We start from the raw sequence: 17,855 nt of genomic DNA on the forward strand, positions 1-17,855 counted from the left end.
CTCAGTCCTGGGGGCGCTTCAGGCGCGCGACGAACTTGTACCGGTCGCCCCGGTACACCGACCGCACCCACTCCACCGGCTGGCCGTCGCGGTCCCGCGAGTGCCGGGACAGCATCAGCATCGGCAGACCGACGTCGGTGCCCAGCAGGCCGGCCTCCCGCGGGGTGGCCAGGGAGGTCTCGATGGTCTCCTCGGCCTCCGCCAGATGGACGTCGTACACCTCGGCGAGGGCGGTGTAGAGGGAGGTGTACTTCGCCAGGCTGCGGCGCAGCGCGGGGAAGCGCTTCGCGCTCAGATGGGTCGTCTCGATGGCCATCGGCTCACCGTTGGCCATGCGCAGCCGCTCGATGCGCAGCACCCGGCCGCCGGTCGTGATGTCGAGCAGCCCGGCGAGCCGGTCGTCGGCCGTGATGTAGCCCAGGTCGAGCAGCTGCGAGGTGGGTTCAAGCCCCTGGGCGCGCATGTCCTCGGTGTACGAGGTGAGCTGGAGCGCCTGGGAGACCTTGGGCTTGGCGACGAACGTGCCCTTGCCCTGGATGCGCTCGAGGCGCCCCTCGACCACGAGCTCCTGGAGCGCCTGGCGCACGGTGGTGCGCGAGGTGTCGAACTCGGCCGCCAGCGTGCGCTCGGGCGGGACCGGTGTGCCGGGCGGCGCCGTTTCGGTCATGTCGAGCAGGTGTTTCTTCAGCCGGTAGTACTTGGGCACACGCGCCGTACGGACCGTAGTCCCACCCTCGTTCTCCGCACTGCTGACGTCGGTGCTCATGCTCTGCCTTCCCGGCTCCGGCTGCCGAAACGACCGACATCCCCATCGGCCACGGCTGACATCGTGGCACGGCTCGGGACGGGTGTGTGCCCCGCACGCTCCGTGATCCCCTTTGTATACCCCTGGGGAAGGGGCTGGTCCAGACCACGGGTGGTGGTCAGATGCCCTGCCACCCCGGCTTGTTCGCGTAGGTGTGCCGGAAGTAGTCGGCGAGCTTCAGCTTGGACGCGGCGGCCTCGTCGACGACCACCGTGGCGTGGGGGTGCAGCTGCAGCGCGGAGGCCGGGCACACCGCCGCCACCGGCCCCTCGACGGTCGCGGCGACCGCGTCGGCCTTGCCCTCGCCGGTGGCCAGCAGCACGAGGTGGCGGGCCTCCAGGATGGTGCCGATGCCCTGGGTGATGACGTGGTGGGGGACCTGCTCGATGTCGCCGTCGAAGAAGCGCGCGTTGTCCACCCGGGTCTGCTCGGTCAGCGTCTTGATCCGGGTCCGGGAGGCGAGCGAGGAGCACGGCTCGTTGAACCCGATGTGCCCGTCCGTGCCGATCCCGAGCAGCTGGAGATCCACACCGCCGGCCTCGGCCAGCTCCCGGTCGTACGCCTCGCAGGCCCCCTGTACGTCCTGGGCCGTGCCGTCCGGGCCCATGAAGGCGTCCATCCCGATCCCGAGCGGCTCCAGGACCTCGCGTCGGAGCACCGAGCGGTAGGACTCGGGATGATCGGCGGGCAGTCCCACGTACTCGTCGAGCTGGGCGATCCGCGCGCGCGAGGTGTCCACGGTGCCGGACTTCACCCGGTGTGCCAGCGCCTCGTAGACGGGCAGCGGCGTGGAACCCGTGGCGACGCCCAGCAGGGCGCCGGGCTTGCGCCGCAGGAGCTGTGCCATGGCCTCGGCGATGAGCTCGCCACCCGCCTTGGCGTCCGCAACGATGACAACTTCCACGGTGGGCCTGCCGATCTTCAGGAGGTCTCGACTGGTTCTGGCGCCCCGGTCCCCGGGGCATGTGGTTTAGACCAATCTCAATCTAGCAGAGAGGTCCCCGCCCTCCCAGGCGAAGCCGCCGCCCCGGAAGCCGCCCGCCGAATTGCCCCGGCCGTCCGGTCCCCGCGGGGGACTCCTACGGGTTAGGCTGCCCGGTGGACGCCTGTGCCTTCGGGTGGGCGCCGAAGTGACAGCAAAGAACGGCGTCCCGACGCATTTACACGGGCAGTGGTCTAGTCCACAATGCGTAGCGGGACACAGTAAGCCTGCCTTCCCCGCACAGGAAGGCGGACCGAGGATCCGGAGCTCTCTGCCCTGACTGCCCCGGTTCCTCATCCTTCGGCCGACCGGGACCGCACACCCCACGGCCGATATTGCTCCGGGCTGCGGTGCCGAAGAGGGTTGAGGGTCCCTCTCAGGCGCCGCGGCCCGCGGGTGTTTTCCGGGGCGGTGGCGACCCCCGGGTACGCTCGCTGACGTGCCCTCCATGAACGAGCTCGTACGCCAGCACACCGCCCTCGACGACACCGACCTCGAGTGGCTCCATCTGCTGGTCTCGGAGTGGCAGCTGCTCTCCGACCTCTCCTTCGCCGACCTGGTCCTGTGGGTCCCCACCCGGGACGGCACCCGCTACGTCTCCGTGGCCCAGATGCGTCCCAACACCGGCCCGACCTCGTACCAGGACGACATGGTGGGTCATCTCGTGCCGCGCGGCCGACGGCCCATGCTGGACGCGGCCCTGGACGAGGGCCGCATCGTGCGCGAGGGCGACCCGGAGTGGCGCGAGGAGGTGCCCGTACGGGTCGAGTCGATCCCCGTACGCCGTGAGGGGCGCGTCCTCGGCGTCATCGCGCGCAACACCAACCTTCTCACCGTGCGCACCCCGAGCCGGCTGGAGCTCACCTATCTCCAGAGCGCCTCCGACCTCGCGCAGATGATCGCGGCCGGCGCCTTCCCGTTCGCGAACCAGCAGCTGGAGATGGACGCATCGCCCCGCGTGGGCGACGGGCTGATCCGCCTCGACGCCGACGGCATCGTCCAGTACGCCTCGCCGAACGCCCTGTCCGCCTATCACCGCATGGGACTCGCCGCCGACCTGGTGGGGCATCACCTCGGGCGGACGACCGCCGAACTGGCGCCTTCCCGCGGCCCGGTGGACGAGGCGCTGGCCAAGGTGGCCAGCGGCTGGGCGCCGCGCGAGTTCGAGATCGAGGCGCACGACGGGGTGATCCAGTTCCGGGCGATCCCGCTCAAGCCGAAGGGCACCCGCATCGGGTCGCTGGTCCTGCTCCGGGACGTCACGGAACTTCGCCGCCGTGAACGTGAGTTGATCACCAAGGACGCGACCATCCGGGAGATCCACCACCGGGTGAAGAACAACCTGCAGACGGTCGCGGCGCTGCTGCGCCTCCAGGCCCGCCGCATCGGTTCCGAGCGCGGCCGCGCGGCGCTGGAGGAGGCCGTCCGGCGGGTGGGCTCCATCGCGATCGTGCACGAGACGCTGTCCCAGAACCTGGACGAGCGGGTGGAGTTCGACGAGATCGCGGACCGGGTCCTCGCGATGGTCGCCGAGATCTCACCGGGCAAGGTCACCGGCCGGCGCTCGGGCCGCTTCGGGATACTCGACGCCGAGGTCGCCACCCCGCTGTCGATGGTGCTGACGGAGATCCTGCAGAACGCCCTGGAGCACGGCTTCGGCGAGGGGGAGACCGGCACCGTCGAGGTGTCGGCGGTCCGCGGCGGCACCTCGAAGGAGGCCCGGCTGCTGGTCACCGTGCAGGACGACGGCGTGGGTCTGCCCGAGGGCTTCGACCCGCACACCGCGGGCAACCTCGGCCTGCAGATCGTGCGGACGCTGGTGGAGGGCGAGTTGAGCGGCACCTTCGACATGGTCCCGGCCCCGGACCGGGGAACCCGGGTGATCCTGGACATCCCGGTGCGGTCGCAGAAGTAGCGCAGGGGTCGCACACGGAGCGCACCGGTCGCATCCGCGGCACAGCAAAAGACCCCGGACCGGTAAGCGGTCCGGGGCTGATGCTCGTTCCTCGGGGTCCCCCGGCTCGAGCTGTGCCGAGCACTGCGGGGGAACTGCGCGCTGCGGCTCGGGGGCGGGAGATGCATACGCGATGTATGCGCCGCCAAGCTCAGGCTGTCAGCAGGGGGTGTGTCAGGCGGAGGCCTGACGGGCCCGGTTGCGGGCGGCGCGGCGCTTCATCGCGCGACGCTCGTCCTCGCTGAGACCACCCCAGACGCCGGAGTCCTGACCGGACTCGAGCGCCCACTGGAGGCAGTTCTCGATCACCGGGCAGCGACGGCAGACGGCCTTGGCTTCCTCGATCTGCAGCAGCGCGGGACCGGTGTTGCCGATGGGGAAGAAGAGCTCGGGGTCTTCCTCGCGGCAAACGGCGTTGTGACGCCAGTCCATGGCTGCTACCTCTCCTTGGTATAACTGCACGTGCTTGTGAATGTGAACGCTTTCACGAATCCCTCAACAAGGGAAGGGCCGACCGCCAGGTTGCCCGGCGTGGTCCTTGGGTTTGAAGAGGGGTTCCGGTGATCTGTGGAGGCCGGTGTTGCGGGCCGTCCCGATCGCCATGTAGAGACTCGCAAACCTCGGCGGCGGATACAACCCCTTCCGAAAAGTTTTTTTTGATTCTTCGGTGTCGACTAGGTCACAGCCGTACTTCCATGGGGTGGACCCTGGCCTAAACGTTCGAGTGAAAGGACTTTGGCCCTTTCTGCTCACACAATCACACGCAGTGCACGGCGTACGCCTGTGAACGTCACGCTGGTTCGCAGCCCCAGGTGGTCACCGTCCATCTGGAGGGGCAGCGGCACCTTCGAATGCAAGGTGAAGCGGGTCAGGTCGTGCCGGGAGACCGCGTGCTTGCCGCGCGGCCCGCGCTCCGGGGACGAAGTGAGCAACTGCGTGCCATACCGGGCAACCGCGGCGGTGGACATCCGGCTCAGGCCGAAGAGATCGAGGCCCGTATCGAACGAGGCCTTAGGTGACGCGTAGATCGGGCGATTGCCGAGAAACGTCCACGGCGAGGTGTTCGAGACTATGGACAGCACCAGATCGGTGACCGGTTCCTCGCCCGGGTGCTCAAGGGTGATCACCCCGTGCCGGCGGTGCGGATCGCCGAGCAGCTGACGGACGACCTGGCGCATGTACAGCGCGTGCGTGGACTTCCTGCCGCGCTCCCGCTGCTGCTCCACCCGGCCGACCACACCGGCGTCGAAGCCCAGCCCCGCGTTGAAGGTGAACCAGCGGGACGGCACGGCCTCGTCCTCCGAGCCCGGCGTGCCCGAGGTCAGACCCAGGCCCACGGTGCGCTCCCGGCCCTCGCGCAGCGCGTCCAGCAGGACGCCGGTGGCCTCCACGGGCTGGTTGGGCAGGCCCAGCGCGCGGGCGAAGACATTGGTGGACCCGCCGGGCACCACGGCGAGGCCGGGCAGGTGCTCCGGGTCGGGGCCCGCGTGCAGCAGGCCGTTGACGACCTCGTTGACCGTGCCGTCCCCGCCGAGGGCCACCACCAGGTCTATGTCGTCGCTCTCCGCGGCCTGCCGGCCCAGGTCGCGCCCGTGCCCGCGGTACTCGGTGGTGACCGCCTCCAGCTTCATCTCGCTGGCGAGGGCGTGGATCAGCACATCGCGCGTGCGCGCACTTGTGGTGGTTGCCGCCGGATTGACCACGAGAAGAGCACGCATGACGTGCAGGGTACCTACTGAGCGGTACCTGGCCCAGACCGAGGCGGAACCGGAGCGGGAACCGGGGGCGTGAACCTCGCCACGGGAGGTCGGTACGGCGACGGCTACCCTTCAGGGGTGAGCAGTGAGCAGACCCCCACCACCACCTCGGACGACACCGGCCCCCGCCCGCGCCGCCTGACGTACGCCGCGGCGCTCGCCGCCCTCGAAGGGCTCGCCCTGGTGGCCGGCGGGGTGTGGCTGCTGGTCCTCGGACTCGCCGGCGAACCGGACGACCGCGGGCAGGCCGTCACCGGCGGAGTGACGCTGATCGTGCTCGCCCTGCTGCCGCTGCTCGCCGCGCGGGGGCTGTTCGCCTGCCGGAGCTGGAGCCGCGGGCCCGCCGTCATCACGCAGCTCATGGCGCTTCCGGTGGCCTACAACATGCTGCGGTCCGACGGTGTGGCCATCCCCGCCGGGATCGTGCTCGCCGTCGTGGCCGTCACCGCGCTCATCCTGCTGATCAACGCGGAGACGACCCGGGCGCTCGGCATCCGGGGCCCCGGAAACGCCGGGAAGTAGCGCCTACTCCTCCACGAGCAGCTTCTCCCGCAGCTGGGCCAGGGTGCGGGCCAGCAGCCGGGAGACGTGCATCTGCGAGATGCCGACCTCCTGCGCGATCTGCGACTGGGTCATGTTGCCGAAGAAGCGCAGCAGCAGGATCCGCTTCTCGCGCGGCGGCAGGTCCTCCAGCAGCGGCTTCAGCGACTCCCGGTACTCCACGCCCTCCAGTGCCTCGTCCTCCGCGCCGAGGGTGTCGGCGACCGCCGGGGACTCGTCATCGGTGTCGGGGACGTCCAGGGACAGCGTGGAGTAGGCGTTCGCCGACTCCAGGCCCTCCAGGACCTCCTCCTCCGAGATGGCCAGCTTCTCGGCCAGCTCGTGCACCGTGGGGGAGCGGCCGTGCAGCTGGGACAGCTCCGCCGTCGCCGTGGTCAGCGCCAGCCGGAGCTCCTGGAGCCGGCGCGGCACCCGCACCGCCCAGCCCTTGTCGCGGAAGTGCCGCTTGATCTCGCCCACGACCGTCGGCGTGGCGTACGTCGAGAACTCCACGCCCCGGTCCGGGTCGAAGCGGTCGACCGACTTGATCAGCCCGATGGTGGCGACCTGGGTGAGATCGTCCAGCGGCTCGCCGCGATTGCGGAAGCGGCGCGCCAGATGCTCGACGAGCGGCAGATGCATGCGCACCAGCCGGTTGCGCAGCTCCGCGTACTCCGGAGTGCCGTCCTGCAGCGTGCGCAGCTCGAGGAACAGGGCGCGCGCCCCGCTGCGGTCCTGCGGGTCGTGGTGCGCGTGCGCGCCGTGAGTGCCCCGCCCGCCCGGTGTGCTCCGCGCGCCCGGGGCGCCGGACGCCTGCGGCGCCTCGTCCTCGGCGTGTCGCTCGTGCTCGCTCATCGTCCCGCCCGTCGCCCTTCCCCGAGCGCTCGCCTCGTCCCCCGTCGCCCGCGCGGGGGCGCCCCCGTGGCCCGGACCGGCCCCGGCATGCCCGGCCGGAGGCGTGTTCAGCACGGCACCGCCGGGCTGCCCGCCGCCCGGGAGGACGGTCTCCGCGGAGTCGTCCTCCGGATGCGGCCGGGCCTGCTCGGGGATGCCGTCGATGCCGTCCGGCACCCGCTCGGCCGGCAGCTCCCGTGTGCCGCGTTCGTCGTCCCGCACCGGCCCGTCCTCGCTCCTCACGCCGGCCCGGGTCCCGCGCCGCGCTGTTTGTAGAGGCTGATCGACACCGTCTTGTCCTCGTCCACGGCCGAGGAGACCTTGCCCGCGAGCGCGGACAGGACGGTCCAGGCGAACGTGTCCCGCGAAGGCGCGTGACCGTCCGTGGTCGGCGCCGAGACGGTCACCTCGAGCGAGTCGTCGACGAGCCGGAAGACACAGCTGAGCACCGACCCCGGCACGGCCTGCTGCAGCAGGATCGCGCAGGCCTCGTCGACCGCGATGCGCAGGTCCTCGATCTCGTCGAGGGTGAAGTCCAAACGGGCCGCGAGGCCGGCCGTGGCCGTACGCAGCACCGACAGGTAGGCCCCCGCGGCCGGCAGCCGGACTTCCACGAAGTCCTGGGTCGCGGGCTCGCCTGCGATCTGGGACACCCTCACCTCCAAGGTGGTACAAGCGTTTCAGGGCCGGTTCGCCCCCGGGTAACGCGCTACGTGGTTCAGCGGTGACGCTATCGCGCTCCGGGCGCTCCTGTCCCGGGACCCCGACCCGTTGCTGTCACTCATAGTAAAACTACGGATACGCTCCGTGGCTAGGGGTCTGCGGCTCCCAAATGGGAAGAGCGCGCGCCGCATTGACGTACCCAGACGTCAGACGGTCGAACCGTCCGGCACCGGGACCGCCTCCGGTCACACCAGTACGTGATCGACGAAGCACCAGCGCCAGTCCTCGCCGGGCTCGTGGCTCCGCATCACGGGGTGGCCGGTTTCCCTGTGGTGCTCCGTGGCGTGCCGGCGCGGCGAGGAGTCGCAGCATCCGACGTGGCCGCAGGTGAGGCAGAGGCGCAGCTGCACCGGATCGGTACCGTCGCGCACACACTCGGGACACGTCTCACCGAGCGGGACGGGTTCCGGGTGCGGCAGCGCGTCGGCGTGCGTGCACTGTTTCATGATTGCCAGATTACGACGCGCCCGTGGGCGACCGCGCGGAAAAACGAGGGTGGGCCGGACATGGATGTGATGCCCCTTCTGCTGCTGGTGGCGGGCAGTGCCGCGGTCGCGGCCGCCGCCCGGCGCACTCCGGTACCGGCGCCGCTGCTGCTGGTCGCGGCCGGCCTGGCGGTCAGCTATCTCCCGGGTGTGCCCGAGTACACCCTCGACCCGCACATCGTGCTGCCGCTCATCCTGCCGCCGCTGCTGTACACGGCGGCGACCGAGAGCTCCTACCTCGATCTGCGGGCGCAGCTGCGGCCGGTGGCGCTGCTGTCCGTGGGGTACGTGCTGTTCGCGACCTTCGCCGTCGGCTGGGTGCTGTATCTCCTGGTGCCCGCGCTGCCGCTGACCGCGGCGCTGGTGTTCGGCGCCGTGGTGGCCCCGCCGGACGCGGTCGCGGCGACGGCGGTGGCCCGCCGGGTGGGCCTGCCGTCCCGGATCACCACCATCCTCCAGGGCGAGTCCTTGCTGAACGACGCCACAGCGATCACCGCGTTCCGGGTGGCCTTGGCGGCGGCCGTCGGCGAGGGCGCGACCTGGGCCGGGGGAGTGGGGGAGTTCCTGCTCGCGGCGGTCGGCGGGGCGGCCGTCGGCCTGGTGCTGATGGCACCGTTGCACTGGCTGCGCGTTCATGTGAAGGAGGCGCTGCTGCAGAACACGCTCTCCCTGCTGATCCCGTTCGTCGCGTACGCCACCGCCGAGCAGGTGCACGCCTCCGGTGTGATCGCCGTCGTGGTCGTCGCCCTCTACCTGGGGCACCGCGCGTCGGAGGTCGACTTCGCCACCCGGCTCCAGGAGGAGGCGGTGTGGAAGATGGTCGCGTTCGTCCTGGAGTCCGCGGTGTTCGCGCTGATCGGGCTGCAACTGCCCGTCGTCCTCGGAGGGCTCGGCCCGCACGCGGGCGCGGACTCCGCCTGGTATGCCCTCGTCGTCTTCGTGGTGGTCGTCGCCGTACGGTTCCTCTGGGTGTACCCGGCGACCTGGCTGCCGCCGATGCTCTCGGCGAGGATCCGCGAACGCGAGGGGAAACCCGGCTGGAAGGGCCCGTTCGTGATCGCGTGGGCAGGCATGCGCGGTGTGGTCTCGCTGGCCATCGCCTTCTCGATCCCCCTCACCGCCGAGGGCGAGGACTTCCCGCACCGCAACCTGCTGCTCTTCCTGACCTTCACCACCGTCATCGGCACCCTGGTCGTGCAGGGCCTGACACTGCCCCCGCTGATCCGCCTGCTGAAGCTCCCGGGGCGCGACACGCGCGCCGAGACCCTGGCGGAGGCCAACGCCCAGGCGCAGGCCTCCAGAGCCGCCGAGCAACGCCTCGACGAGCTCCTCTCCGACGAGCGCAACGCCCTGCCGGGACCGCTCGCCGACCGCCTGCGCTCCGTCCTGGAACGCCGCCGCAACGCCGTCTGGGAACGGCTCGGCCAGGTCAACCCCGTCACCGGGGAGTCGGTCGACGACACCTACCGGCGGCTGTCCCGGCAGGTGATCGGCGCGGAGCGAGACGTGTTCGTCACGCTGCGCGACGCCCGCTACATCGACGACGAAATGCTCCGGACCCTGCTGCGCCGCCTGGACCTGGAGGAAGCGGCGGCGTACCGGGAGACGACCTGAGGCCTGTCGTTCGAGGGTGTCACGCGGGGAACGGCCGGCCTGTGATCACCGCGGTGACCGTGCTCCCGCGCGGGAAGGCGTTCTCCTCGGCCAGGGCGACAAGGGCGTAAAGCAGTTTGGCGACATAGACGCGTTCCACGGGGACACCGTGACGGTGCTCGAAGTCCTCGGCGAACGCCGCGAGTTCGGGCGTGGTGCGCGCGTAGCCGCCGAAGTGGAAGCGGTCGTCGAGGCTCCAGTCGCCGCGCGGACCCCCGAACGCCCCGGTCTGCAGGGCCCGTATCTCGTCGGCCAGGAAGCCGCCCCTGAGGACCGGTATGCCCAGCACGCGCATGCCGGCTCCGGCCCCGGCGGCCAGCCCCGCGAGCGTGCCGCCGGTGCCGCAGGCTACGGCGGCCACGTCCGCGTGACCGGCGAGTTCCTCGCCGAGGGCCCGGCAGCCGCGCACCGCGGCGGAGTTGCTGCCGCCCTCGGGCACCACGTACGCGTCCACGGCGTCCGCCGCGCGCAGGACGGCGGCCAGGGTCTGCGGGTCGCTCTTGCGGCGGTACGCCGACCGTTCGACGAAGTGCAGCCGCATGCCGTCGGCCGCGCAGCGGGCCAGCGACGGATTGAGCGGGCGGCCGGCGAGTTCCTCGCCGCGCACCACGCCGACCGTGGGCAGGCCGAGCAGCCGGCCGGCGGCGGCCGTGGCCCGCAGATGGTTGGAGTAGGCACCGCCGAAGGTGAGCACGGTCCGCCCGGCCGCCGCCGCGAGGTTCGGCGCGAGCTTGCGCCACTTGTTGCCGACCAGCTCCGGGTGGATCAGATCGTCCCGCTTCAGCAGGAGCCGGACCCCGCGCCGGCCGAACCGCTCGTCCGTGACCTCCCGCAGCGGCGAGGGCAGCCGCGGCCGCAGGCCCGCGAGGGCGTCGGAGCCGGGGGCGTCGGAGCTGGTCACGGGGCCATTGTCCCCTGTCGCTCACGCACCCCGCACCGGCGGCCGGCACGGCGTCCGGCGCCGCCGGCGGGGCCTCACCTCAGCCGGTCGCCGATCCGATTCCTCATCGACGTCATCGAGAACCCGCGCGGGTCCACCTTCCCCGGCTGCCACTCCCGGTGCCCGATGACGGACCGCTCGTTCCAGCCGTGGTGGCGGCAGACCGCGGCCGCTGCCTTCTCGATCGCCTCCAGCTGGGCCGCCGGCCAGGGGTCCTCGCCGTCGCCGAGGTTCTCGCACTCGAAGCCGTAGAAGTGCCGGTTGCCGTCGGTGTTCGCCTCGTTGTCCGGCGGCAGGCTCCGCTCGGCGATCACCGCGCGCAGTACGTCGTCGTCGCCGAGCCCCGCGTGGTTGGCCCGGCCGTAGCCGACGAGGTGGACCCGGCCGTCCTTGGTGATCACGCCGTGGCACAGCGGCCCCGGCAGACCCTCGTAGCCCTTGCGGCAGATCTCCACCGTTCTGGCGCTGCCCTTGGTCACCGTGTGGTGGATCATCACGCCGTGCACCGGGCCCCAGGGGCCCTTGTGGTTCCGGTTGTGGTCGCGCCAGTCGCCGACCTCGACGACCTTGAGGCCCTCCGCCTTCAGAGCGCGCAGGAACGCGCTTGCGGACATGGGTGGGGCCATGACCGCCCTCCTTCGTGCAGGACGGCGGCCGCCGTCCGCGACCGCCTGGTACATGGCCTATACCTAAAAGGACGGAGTTCAACTACTCGTTCGGGCCCTGTGCGAGCCGATCCGGACAACTTCCTTCCGCCATGGCGCCGTTCGGCGGCGCCCCATGTGTGCCCAGCCCTCCCAAGATCCAACCCCGCTCGATCGGGTAATGGCGCGGGCACGCTGGGTGAGGAACGCTTGATCACGCAGAGCGATGCCCGGCGCGGCCGGGCTTTCGATCACCATTGGGGAGGGCAGTTCTCTATGTCGGTAGGCGAAGAGGTCCGCACGGAGCAGGCCAGGCAGCAGCAGAGTCTCGGTACGGCCGCCGCGCGGAACCTGGCCACCACGACCAAGTCCGTGCCGCAGATGCAGGAGATCAGCTCACGCTGGCTGCTGCGCATGCTGCCCTGGGTCGATGTGCAGGGCGGTACGTACCGGGTCAACCGCCGCCTGACCTACGCCGTGGGTGATGGCCGGATGACGTTCGTGAAGACCGGCGACCGCGTCGAGATCATCCCGGCGGAGCTGGGCGAGCTGCCGGCGCTGAGGTCGTACGAGGACGAGGAGGTGCTGGCCGAACTGGCCTCTCGCTGCCGCCAACGGGAGATCGGGGCCGGCCAGGTGATCGCCTCCTTCGGCAGCCCGGCCGACGAGGTGTACCTCCTGGCGCACGGCAGGGTGGAGCGGGTCGGCACCGGCCCCTACGGTGACGACGAGTCCCTCGGCGTCCTCGCCGACGGCGCCTACTTCGGCGAGCAGGCCCTGATGGGTGAGGACGCGATCTGGGAGTACACGGCCCGCACCCTCACCGCGTGCACCGTGCTGGTGCTGCCCCGCGAGGCCGTCGAACAGGTCGCCGAGCGGTCGGACACCCTGCGTGAGCACCTGAGCAGCCGGAGGGTCTCCGTCCCCGGGCAGCGCACCAACAAGTACGGCGAGAAGGAGATCGACCTCGCGGCCGGGCACAGCGGCGAGCCGGACATCCCGCACACCTTCGTCGACTACGAGGCCAGGCCGCGCGAGTACGAACTCAGCGTCGCCCAGACCGTGCTGCGCATCCACACCCGCGTGGCCGACCTCTACAACCAGCCCATGAACCAGACGGAACAGCAGATCCGGCTGACCGTGGAGGCGCTGAAGGAGCGCCAGGAGCACGAACTGGTCAACAACCGCGACTTCGGCCTGCTCCACAACTGCGAGTACGACCAGCGGATCCAGCCGCACGACGGCGTACCGGGCCCCGACGACATGGACGAGCTGCTCAGCAGGCGCCGCGGGACCCGGCTGCTGCTCGCCCACCCGCGCGCGATCGCCGCGTTCGGCCGCGAGCTCAACAAGCGGGGCCTGGTCCCGGAGACCGTCGACATGGGCGGCAACCGCATTCCCACCTGGCGTGGCGTGCCCATCTTCCCGTGCAACAAGATCCCGGTGACCGACGCCCGGACGACCTCCGTCATCGCCCTGCGAACGGGAGAGGAGGAGCAGGGCGTCATCGGTCTGCGGGCCGCCGGCATCCCCGACGAGATCGAGCCGAGTCTGTCCGTGCGCTTCATGGGCATCAACGAACAGGCCATCATCAAGTACCTGGTCACGGCCTATTACTCGGCCGCGGTCCTGGTACCGGACGCGCTCGGCGTCCTGGAGAACGTCGAGATCGGCCGCTGGCGGTGACCGCTCGCGAGCTCCCTCGCCGCATGCCGTGTCCCCGCCCGTCCGGGCGGGTACACCTCGGACGTACGTGTTCGACGGGTGCGGAAGCGCCATCCCTCCGCTCCTCCACCGAGTCGTACCCAGGGGGAAGCCGATGACGGAGTCCATCACGGAGCCGAAGACGGGGCGTACGACGGAGCGCACGACCAGGGCCACGACGGAGCCGGAGCCGCGCCCCGGTGACGGACACGAGGCGACGATACTGCTGGAGCGGGCGCGGGCGGCGGTCGACCCGGTGCTGCGGGCGGCCATCGGCTCGCTGCCCGACCCGATGCGCCGGATCGCGCTCTACCACTTCGGCTGGGAACACGCGGACGGCACTCCGGCCCAGGGAGGCTCGGGCAAGGCGATCCGCCCCGCTCTGGTGCTCGCCGCGGCCTCCGCGACGGGCGGTCCCGCGGCCCGCGCGGCGGCCGTACGGGCGGCGGCGGCCGTGGAACTGGTCCACAACTTCACGCTGTTGCACGACGACGTGATGGACCGGGACACCACCCGCCGCCACCGGCCCACCGTCTGGACGGTCTTCGGGGACACCGACGCGATCCTCGCCGGGGACGCCCTTCAGGCGCTCGCGCTGCGACTGCTCGCCGAGGACCCCCATCCGGCGGGCAGGGCGGCGGTGGCCCGGCTCGCGGACTGCGTGATCGAACTGTGCGCGGGCCAGCACGCGGACACGGCTATGGAGCGGAGCGCCCCCGGCGAGGTCACCCTCGCCGAGACGCTCGCCATGGCCGAGGCCAAGACCGGCGCGCTGCTCGGCTGCGCCTGCGCGATCGGGGCGCTGTACGCGGACGCCGGGGACGCGGAGGTGGCGGCGATGGACGCGTTCGGCCGGGCGGCCGGGCTGGCCTTCCAGCTCATCGACGACGTGATCGGCATATGGGGCGACCCCCGCCGCACCGGCAAGCCCGCCGGCGCGGATCTGGCCGCCCGCAAGAAGTCACTGCCGGTGGTCGCCGCGCTCACGTCCGGCACGCCGGCGGCCGCGGAACTCGCCGCGCTGTACGCCGTTCCGCACCGGAAGGAGACCCTGGAACACATCGCGCGGATCGTGGAGCGGGCGGGCGGCCGTGACTGGGCGCAGACCCAGGCGGCCGACCGGATGGCCCGGGCGATGCAGGAGGTGGCCCGCGCGGTGCCCGACCCGGAGGCGGCGGGCGGGCTGCTGGCGCTGGCCGAGTTCGTGACCCGGCGCAACACCTGACGGCCCGTCGGCCGTCCCCGTGTCCCCGGTGCCACGTCGAGCCGCGCGGACCCTGACCCGCGCGGCACGTGTGGCTCCGGCCGGCGGGTCCCGCACTTCCCCACGATGTGCGGGGCCCGCCCTCCCCAAGACCGTCCCCCGATAGGGTCAACGCCCGTACGGAAAACGACGGTTGGGACGAAGGGGCGGACATGGGAGTGGCGATCCGGACGGCTGGGGACGACGACCGGGAGCTGATAGTCCGGCTTCTCGACCAGGCGTTCCAGGACGACCCGGTCAGTGGCTGGGTCTTCCCCGGCGAGGAGTACCGCCGCACCACGCATCACCGGCTCATGGCGGCCTTCACCGATGTCGTCCTCGCCGACGGGCGGGTCGACATCACCGAGGACGGCTCGGCCTGCGCGCTGTGGATGTCCGTACCGGCGGACGACCCCGGTCACGACGACCGGCACCCCGACGAGGAGCACGGCGACGACTTCGTGCGGATGCGCGAGGCCGTCGACCCGGACAACGAGCGCGTCGAGCTGATCGGGCGGCTCACGGCCGGTATCCACCCCTCGGGCCGGGCCCATGAGTACCTGTGGATGATCGGGGTCGTTCCCGGCCGGCAGGGCGAAGGGCTCGGCACCGCGCTGATCGGTTCCGTCCTCGAGCGCTGCGACCGGGAGGGGCGGGCGGTGTATCTCGAGGCGAGCAGCGAGCGCAGCCGCCTGCTGTACGCACGTCTCGGCTTCGAGGCGGCCGGTGAGCCCCTTGCTCTTCCGGACGGTCCGTCCATGTGGCCCATGTGGCGCGAGCCCCGTGCCACGCCCGCCACCTCACGGACCGGCCCGCGGAGCTGATACCTCGGCGGGGGACGTCCGGCCGCCCCGGCCGGAGGAGATCGCGGCGCTCGAGACGGAGAGGTGAGCCGTGCCGCAGCCGGTGCTCGCCCTGGGGTGCGCGGCGGTGACCGGCGCCGGCTGTGTCCGGTACCTGCCGGCCCTCGCCGATCTGCGCGCCGGAGCGGACTGATGGTGGCCACGGTGTGGTGGCTGCCGGGCGCCCTGGCGGCCGTGGGCGGCACCGCCGCCGTCACGGTGGCGGCCCTGTTCCTCACGCTCGCCTCCCGCGGACTGCCCGTCGGACAGCGGCCGGGCGTGCCCCGCCCGGGCAGCATCCGGAGCCTCGCTGCTCACTTGTGCCCCGGTTCCGATAATCCCTTGCAACCACTACGCATGAAGTACTACAACTGGAGTTGTTCAAACGAGTGCCACCTACGGGAAGAGACCGCGTTGCGAAAGCTCACGTACTTCATCGCCTGCTCCATCGACGGCTTCATCGGTGACCCGGAGGGCGACGCGTCGGCCATGATCTCCCTGGTCGACGAGGAGCTCTTGGAGTTCCTCGCGACGGAATACCCGGAGACCCTGCCCACCCACGGCCGCCGCCCGCTCGGTCTGGACGATCTGCCGAACAAGCGGTTCGACACGATCATCCAGGGCCGGGCCAGCTACGACCTGGCCCTCAAGGAGGGAATCACCAGCCCCTACGCACACCTGCGCGAATACGTCGCCTCCCGCACACTGGGGGAGTCGCCCGACCCGAACGTCGAGATCATCGCGGACGACCTGGTCGGCCGGGTGCGCGCGCTGAAGGCGGAGGACAGCGCGCACGACATCTATCTGTGCGGCGGTGCCAAGCTCGCCGGCGCGCTGGTCGACGAGATCGACGAAATGATCATCAAGACGTACCCCATCGTGCAGGGGTCCGGTATGCCGATGTTCGAGGCCGGCTTCTCGATCACGGACTTCGCACTGGAGTCGGTGCGTACGTTCGGCAACGGCGTCGTGGTGCGGACGTACAGCAGGAAGCGCTGACCCGCCACCGGGCCTACCCTGAAGGCATGGGCAGCGAACAACCGGTCTGTCCCGCCTGCGGACAGCCCGTGGAGACGGTCGTCCGGCGCCACAAGACGCTGGGCGCTTGGGTCCCGGTATGGGTGCACGGCCCATGCCGCAACCGGGAGTGCGAGAAGTGCCCGGACCATGAAGCCGTAGCCGGCACGGTGCCTCCGGGGTCCGCGGAGACCACCGAGGGCGAGGCCCCCACGGCACGCTAGCGTTGCGGCATGGAGAGCAGGGGAGACGGACGCCGCCGCCCGTTATGGACGCGGTGGGTCATCGGCATCTGGACGGCCGCCGTCGTCCTCGGCGGAGGGCTGACGCTGTGGCTGCGGGACGCCGCCGAGCCGCCGTCACCGATCGGCTGGGAGGACGCCCGGCCCAGTCCCACTCCCGGCCTCCCGTCGGACTGGGAAACGCGCTGTCCCCCTCCCGAGATCCCGCCGGGCGTCGAGGACGGGCTGGTGGCCACCGCCTGCCTCGTCATCACCGACTGACTAGTTGGGCGGACGCCGCACGCCACCCGTCTCCGGGTCGCGGCCGGTGAGGCAGTAGACGCCACCAGTGGGGTCCCGCATCACCGTCCAGTGGTCGAACGCGGCCACGAACACGGCCCCGAGCCCCTCGTGCCGCGCCCTGACCGTTGTGATGTCGGCGCAGGCGAGATCCAGGTGTGCGGACACCGGGCCTTCCTCCGCCATGCGCTGGAGCAGGATGCGTACCGGCAGCCCGGCCGGCGGCTTCACCACATGGAACTCGGGCAGGGTGCCGGGCACGGAGTCCCACTCGCTCAGCAGACCGCTCCAGAAGGCGACTTCGGCCTCGTGGCGGGACGGCGGCACGTCGAGGCACACCTGGTCCAGCCGGCTGCCGTCCACGACGGGTGGCCGGACCGACTCCCCCTGCCAGGACACCGCGCAGAACAACTGCCCCGCGGGCGACCGCAGTACGCGGAGCCCTTCCTGCTCGGTGACCGTCTCCGCGCCCAGGCGTCGCGCCGCCGAGGCGAACCCCGCGATGTCGTCCACGGAGAAGTCGAGGTGCACGCCGCCCTCCCCGGACCGGATGCGCTGCATCCCCACGCAGGCGTCGGCGCCCTCCGCCGTCAGGACCGCGAACTCCCCGTCGTCACCCGTGGGTTCGGACAGCCGGGTCCCCGTGACGGCCGTCCAGAAGTCTCCGGCCCGGTCGGCCACCGCGGCCGGCCGGTCGATGAAGGCGTACGTCCAGCGGACGCTCACCGTCCCGGGCGTTCCATGAAGCGCAGCATGTTCCCCGCGGGGTCGCGGAACGCGCAGTCGCGCACCCCGTACGGCTGGTCCGTGGGCTCCTGGAGTACGTCCCCGCCGGCGGCCAGCACTCGCTCGTAGAGGGCGTCGCAGTCGGTGGTGGTGAAGTTGACGCCGCGCAGCATGCCCTTGGCCAGCAGCTCCGCCATCGCCTGCTTGTCACCGGGGGAGGCGTCCGGGTTCGCCGCGGGCGGCTCCAGCACGATCTCCACGTCCTGCTCCGGCGAGGCGACCGTCACCCACCGCATCCCCTCGAACCCCACGTCGTTGCGGACCTCGAGCCCCAGGACGTCACAGTAGAAGGCCAGTGCCTTGTCGTGATCGTCGACGGCGATGAAGCACTGGGCGAGTTTCACGTCCGTTCCTGTATCCATACG

Annotated in this window: 20 protein-coding genes; 9 read left to right on the top strand and 11 right to left on the bottom strand. The window is 71.3% G+C overall.

Translation table 11 applies throughout. The annotated features are described in order from the left end of the window. Nucleotide 1: 1 nt before the first annotated feature. A complete protein-coding gene (locus ACZ44S_RS11120; RefSeq protein WP_466927037.1) occupies nucleotides 2-766 on the bottom strand; it encodes a GntR family transcriptional regulator in 765 nt (254 codons plus the stop codon). Between the two features lie 157 nt (nucleotides 767-923). After that, nucleotides 924-1,709: a glucosamine-6-phosphate deaminase gene (nagB, locus tag ACZ44S_RS11125; RefSeq protein ID WP_466927039.1), complete on the bottom strand. Its 786-nt coding sequence runs from the start codon at nucleotides 1,707-1,709 to the stop codon at nucleotides 924-926. Between the two features lie 517 nt (nucleotides 1,710-2,226). Here nagB and ACZ44S_RS11130 point away from each other — a divergent pair. After that, nucleotides 2,227-3,702, top strand: a complete 1,476-nt coding sequence (locus ACZ44S_RS11130) for a sensor histidine kinase (RefSeq protein ID WP_466927041.1) — start codon at nucleotides 2,227-2,229, stop codon at nucleotides 3,700-3,702. A gap of 213 nt (nucleotides 3,703-3,915) precedes the next feature. Here ACZ44S_RS11130 and ACZ44S_RS11135 read toward each other — a convergent pair whose 3' ends face one another. Both ACZ44S_RS11135 and ACZ44S_RS11140 read right to left on the bottom strand, forming a co-directional pair. Then, entirely contained in the window at nucleotides 3,916-4,173 is a 258-nt protein-coding gene (locus ACZ44S_RS11135; RefSeq protein WP_037937783.1) for a WhiB family transcriptional regulator, read from the bottom strand. Between the two features lie 317 nt (nucleotides 4,174-4,490). After that, nucleotides 4,491-5,459, bottom strand: a complete 969-nt coding sequence (locus tag ACZ44S_RS11140) for a diacylglycerol/lipid kinase family protein (RefSeq protein ID WP_466927044.1) — start codon at nucleotides 5,457-5,459, stop codon at nucleotides 4,491-4,493. A gap of 117 nt (nucleotides 5,460-5,576) precedes the next feature. On the opposite strand from ACZ44S_RS11140, the gene ACZ44S_RS11145 reads away from it, so the two are divergent. Continuing rightward, nucleotides 5,577-6,020 (top strand): hypothetical protein, encoded by a 444-nt coding sequence (locus tag ACZ44S_RS11145; RefSeq protein ID WP_466927047.1) that lies wholly within the window; start codon nucleotides 5,577-5,579, stop codon nucleotides 6,018-6,020. A 3-nt stretch (nucleotides 6,021-6,023) separates the two neighbouring features. Here ACZ44S_RS11145 and ACZ44S_RS11150 read toward each other — a convergent pair whose 3' ends face one another. From ACZ44S_RS11150 to ACZ44S_RS11160, 3 genes are all read right to left on the bottom strand, one after another. After that, nucleotides 6,024-7,154 carry an RNA polymerase sigma factor SigF gene (locus ACZ44S_RS11150; RefSeq protein ID WP_466927479.1) on the bottom strand — a complete coding sequence of 377 codons (1,131 nt, stop codon included), beginning with the start codon at nucleotides 7,152-7,154 and terminating at the stop codon, nucleotides 6,024-6,026. 17 nt (nucleotides 7,155-7,171) lie between these two features. Further along, nucleotides 7,172-7,585 carry an ATP-binding protein gene (locus ACZ44S_RS11155; protein WP_004925829.1) on the bottom strand — a complete coding sequence of 138 codons (414 nt, stop codon included), beginning with the start codon at nucleotides 7,583-7,585 and terminating at the stop codon, nucleotides 7,172-7,174. A 255-nt stretch (nucleotides 7,586-7,840) separates the two neighbouring features. After that, nucleotides 7,841-8,101: a UBP-type zinc finger domain-containing protein gene (locus ACZ44S_RS11160; RefSeq protein WP_190161543.1), complete on the bottom strand. Its 261-nt coding sequence runs from the start codon at nucleotides 8,099-8,101 to the stop codon at nucleotides 7,841-7,843. A gap of 60 nt (nucleotides 8,102-8,161) precedes the next feature. Here ACZ44S_RS11160 and ACZ44S_RS11165 point away from each other — a divergent pair, with 60 nt between their 5' ends. Continuing rightward, nucleotides 8,162-9,754: a Na+/H+ antiporter gene (locus ACZ44S_RS11165; RefSeq protein WP_466927050.1), complete on the top strand. Its 1,593-nt coding sequence runs from the start codon at nucleotides 8,162-8,164 to the stop codon at nucleotides 9,752-9,754. Nucleotides 9,755-9,773: 19 nt separating this feature from the next. Here the strand turns inward: ACZ44S_RS11165 and ACZ44S_RS11170 are convergent, their stop codons facing one another. Both ACZ44S_RS11170 and ACZ44S_RS11175 read right to left on the bottom strand, forming a co-directional pair. Further along, the gene (locus tag ACZ44S_RS11170) at nucleotides 9,774-10,694 is read right to left on the bottom strand and encodes a 1-aminocyclopropane-1-carboxylate deaminase/D-cysteine desulfhydrase (protein ID WP_466927053.1); all 921 of its coding nucleotides are present in this window, start codon (nucleotides 10,692-10,694) and stop codon (nucleotides 9,774-9,776) included. A 74-nt stretch (nucleotides 10,695-10,768) separates the two neighbouring features. Beyond that, nucleotides 10,769-11,359 (bottom strand): N-acetylmuramoyl-L-alanine amidase, encoded by a 591-nt coding sequence (locus ACZ44S_RS11175; protein WP_466927055.1) that lies wholly within the window; start codon nucleotides 11,357-11,359, stop codon nucleotides 10,769-10,771. Between the two features lie 294 nt (nucleotides 11,360-11,653). Between ACZ44S_RS11175 and ACZ44S_RS11180 the strand changes: the two genes are divergently transcribed. The 6 genes from ACZ44S_RS11180 (at nucleotide 11,654) to ACZ44S_RS11205 (ending at nucleotide 16,686) form a co-directional block, all read left to right on the top strand. Next, complete coding sequence (locus ACZ44S_RS11180; protein ID WP_466927057.1) at nucleotides 11,654-13,063, top strand: family 2B encapsulin nanocompartment shell protein; 1,410 nt, start codon at nucleotides 11,654-11,656, stop codon at nucleotides 13,061-13,063. A 133-nt stretch (nucleotides 13,064-13,196) separates the two neighbouring features. Further along, entirely contained in the window at nucleotides 13,197-14,306 is a 1,110-nt protein-coding gene (locus ACZ44S_RS11185; RefSeq protein WP_466927059.1) for a family 2 encapsulin nanocompartment cargo protein polyprenyl transferase, read from the top strand. 191 nt (nucleotides 14,307-14,497) lie between these two features. Continuing rightward, the gene (locus tag ACZ44S_RS11190) at nucleotides 14,498-15,148 is read left to right on the top strand and encodes a GNAT family N-acetyltransferase (protein ID WP_466927062.1); all 651 of its coding nucleotides are present in this window, start codon (nucleotides 14,498-14,500) and stop codon (nucleotides 15,146-15,148) included. 432 nt (nucleotides 15,149-15,580) lie between these two features. Further along, nucleotides 15,581-16,165 carry a dihydrofolate reductase family protein gene (locus tag ACZ44S_RS11195; protein WP_466927482.1) on the top strand — a complete coding sequence of 195 codons (585 nt, stop codon included), beginning with the start codon at nucleotides 15,581-15,583 and terminating at the stop codon, nucleotides 16,163-16,165. Between the two features lie 26 nt (nucleotides 16,166-16,191). Then, nucleotides 16,192-16,407 (top strand): hypothetical protein, encoded by a 216-nt coding sequence (locus tag ACZ44S_RS11200; RefSeq protein ID WP_466927064.1) that lies wholly within the window; start codon nucleotides 16,192-16,194, stop codon nucleotides 16,405-16,407. 9 nt (nucleotides 16,408-16,416) lie between these two features. Continuing rightward, nucleotides 16,417-16,686, top strand: a complete 270-nt coding sequence (locus ACZ44S_RS11205; RefSeq protein ID WP_466927067.1) for a hypothetical protein — start codon at nucleotides 16,417-16,419, stop codon at nucleotides 16,684-16,686. On the opposite strand, the gene ACZ44S_RS11210 is transcribed toward ACZ44S_RS11205, so the two are convergent. Together ACZ44S_RS11210 and ACZ44S_RS11215 are read right to left on the bottom strand one after the other, a co-directional pair. Further along, nucleotides 16,687-17,430: a VOC family protein gene (locus ACZ44S_RS11210; RefSeq protein ID WP_466927069.1), complete on the bottom strand. Its 744-nt coding sequence runs from the start codon at nucleotides 17,428-17,430 to the stop codon at nucleotides 16,687-16,689. Further along, nucleotides 17,427-17,852, bottom strand: coding sequence for a VOC family protein (locus ACZ44S_RS11215; RefSeq protein WP_466927072.1), 426 nt, complete (start codon nucleotides 17,850-17,852; stop codon nucleotides 17,427-17,429). Before ACZ44S_RS11215 ends, ACZ44S_RS11210 begins: the two co-directional genes overlap by 4 nt. Between the last annotated feature and the right edge of the window lie 3 nt (nucleotides 17,853-17,855).

The sequence above is a fragment of the Streptomyces malachitofuscus genome (genome assembly GCF_055571035.1).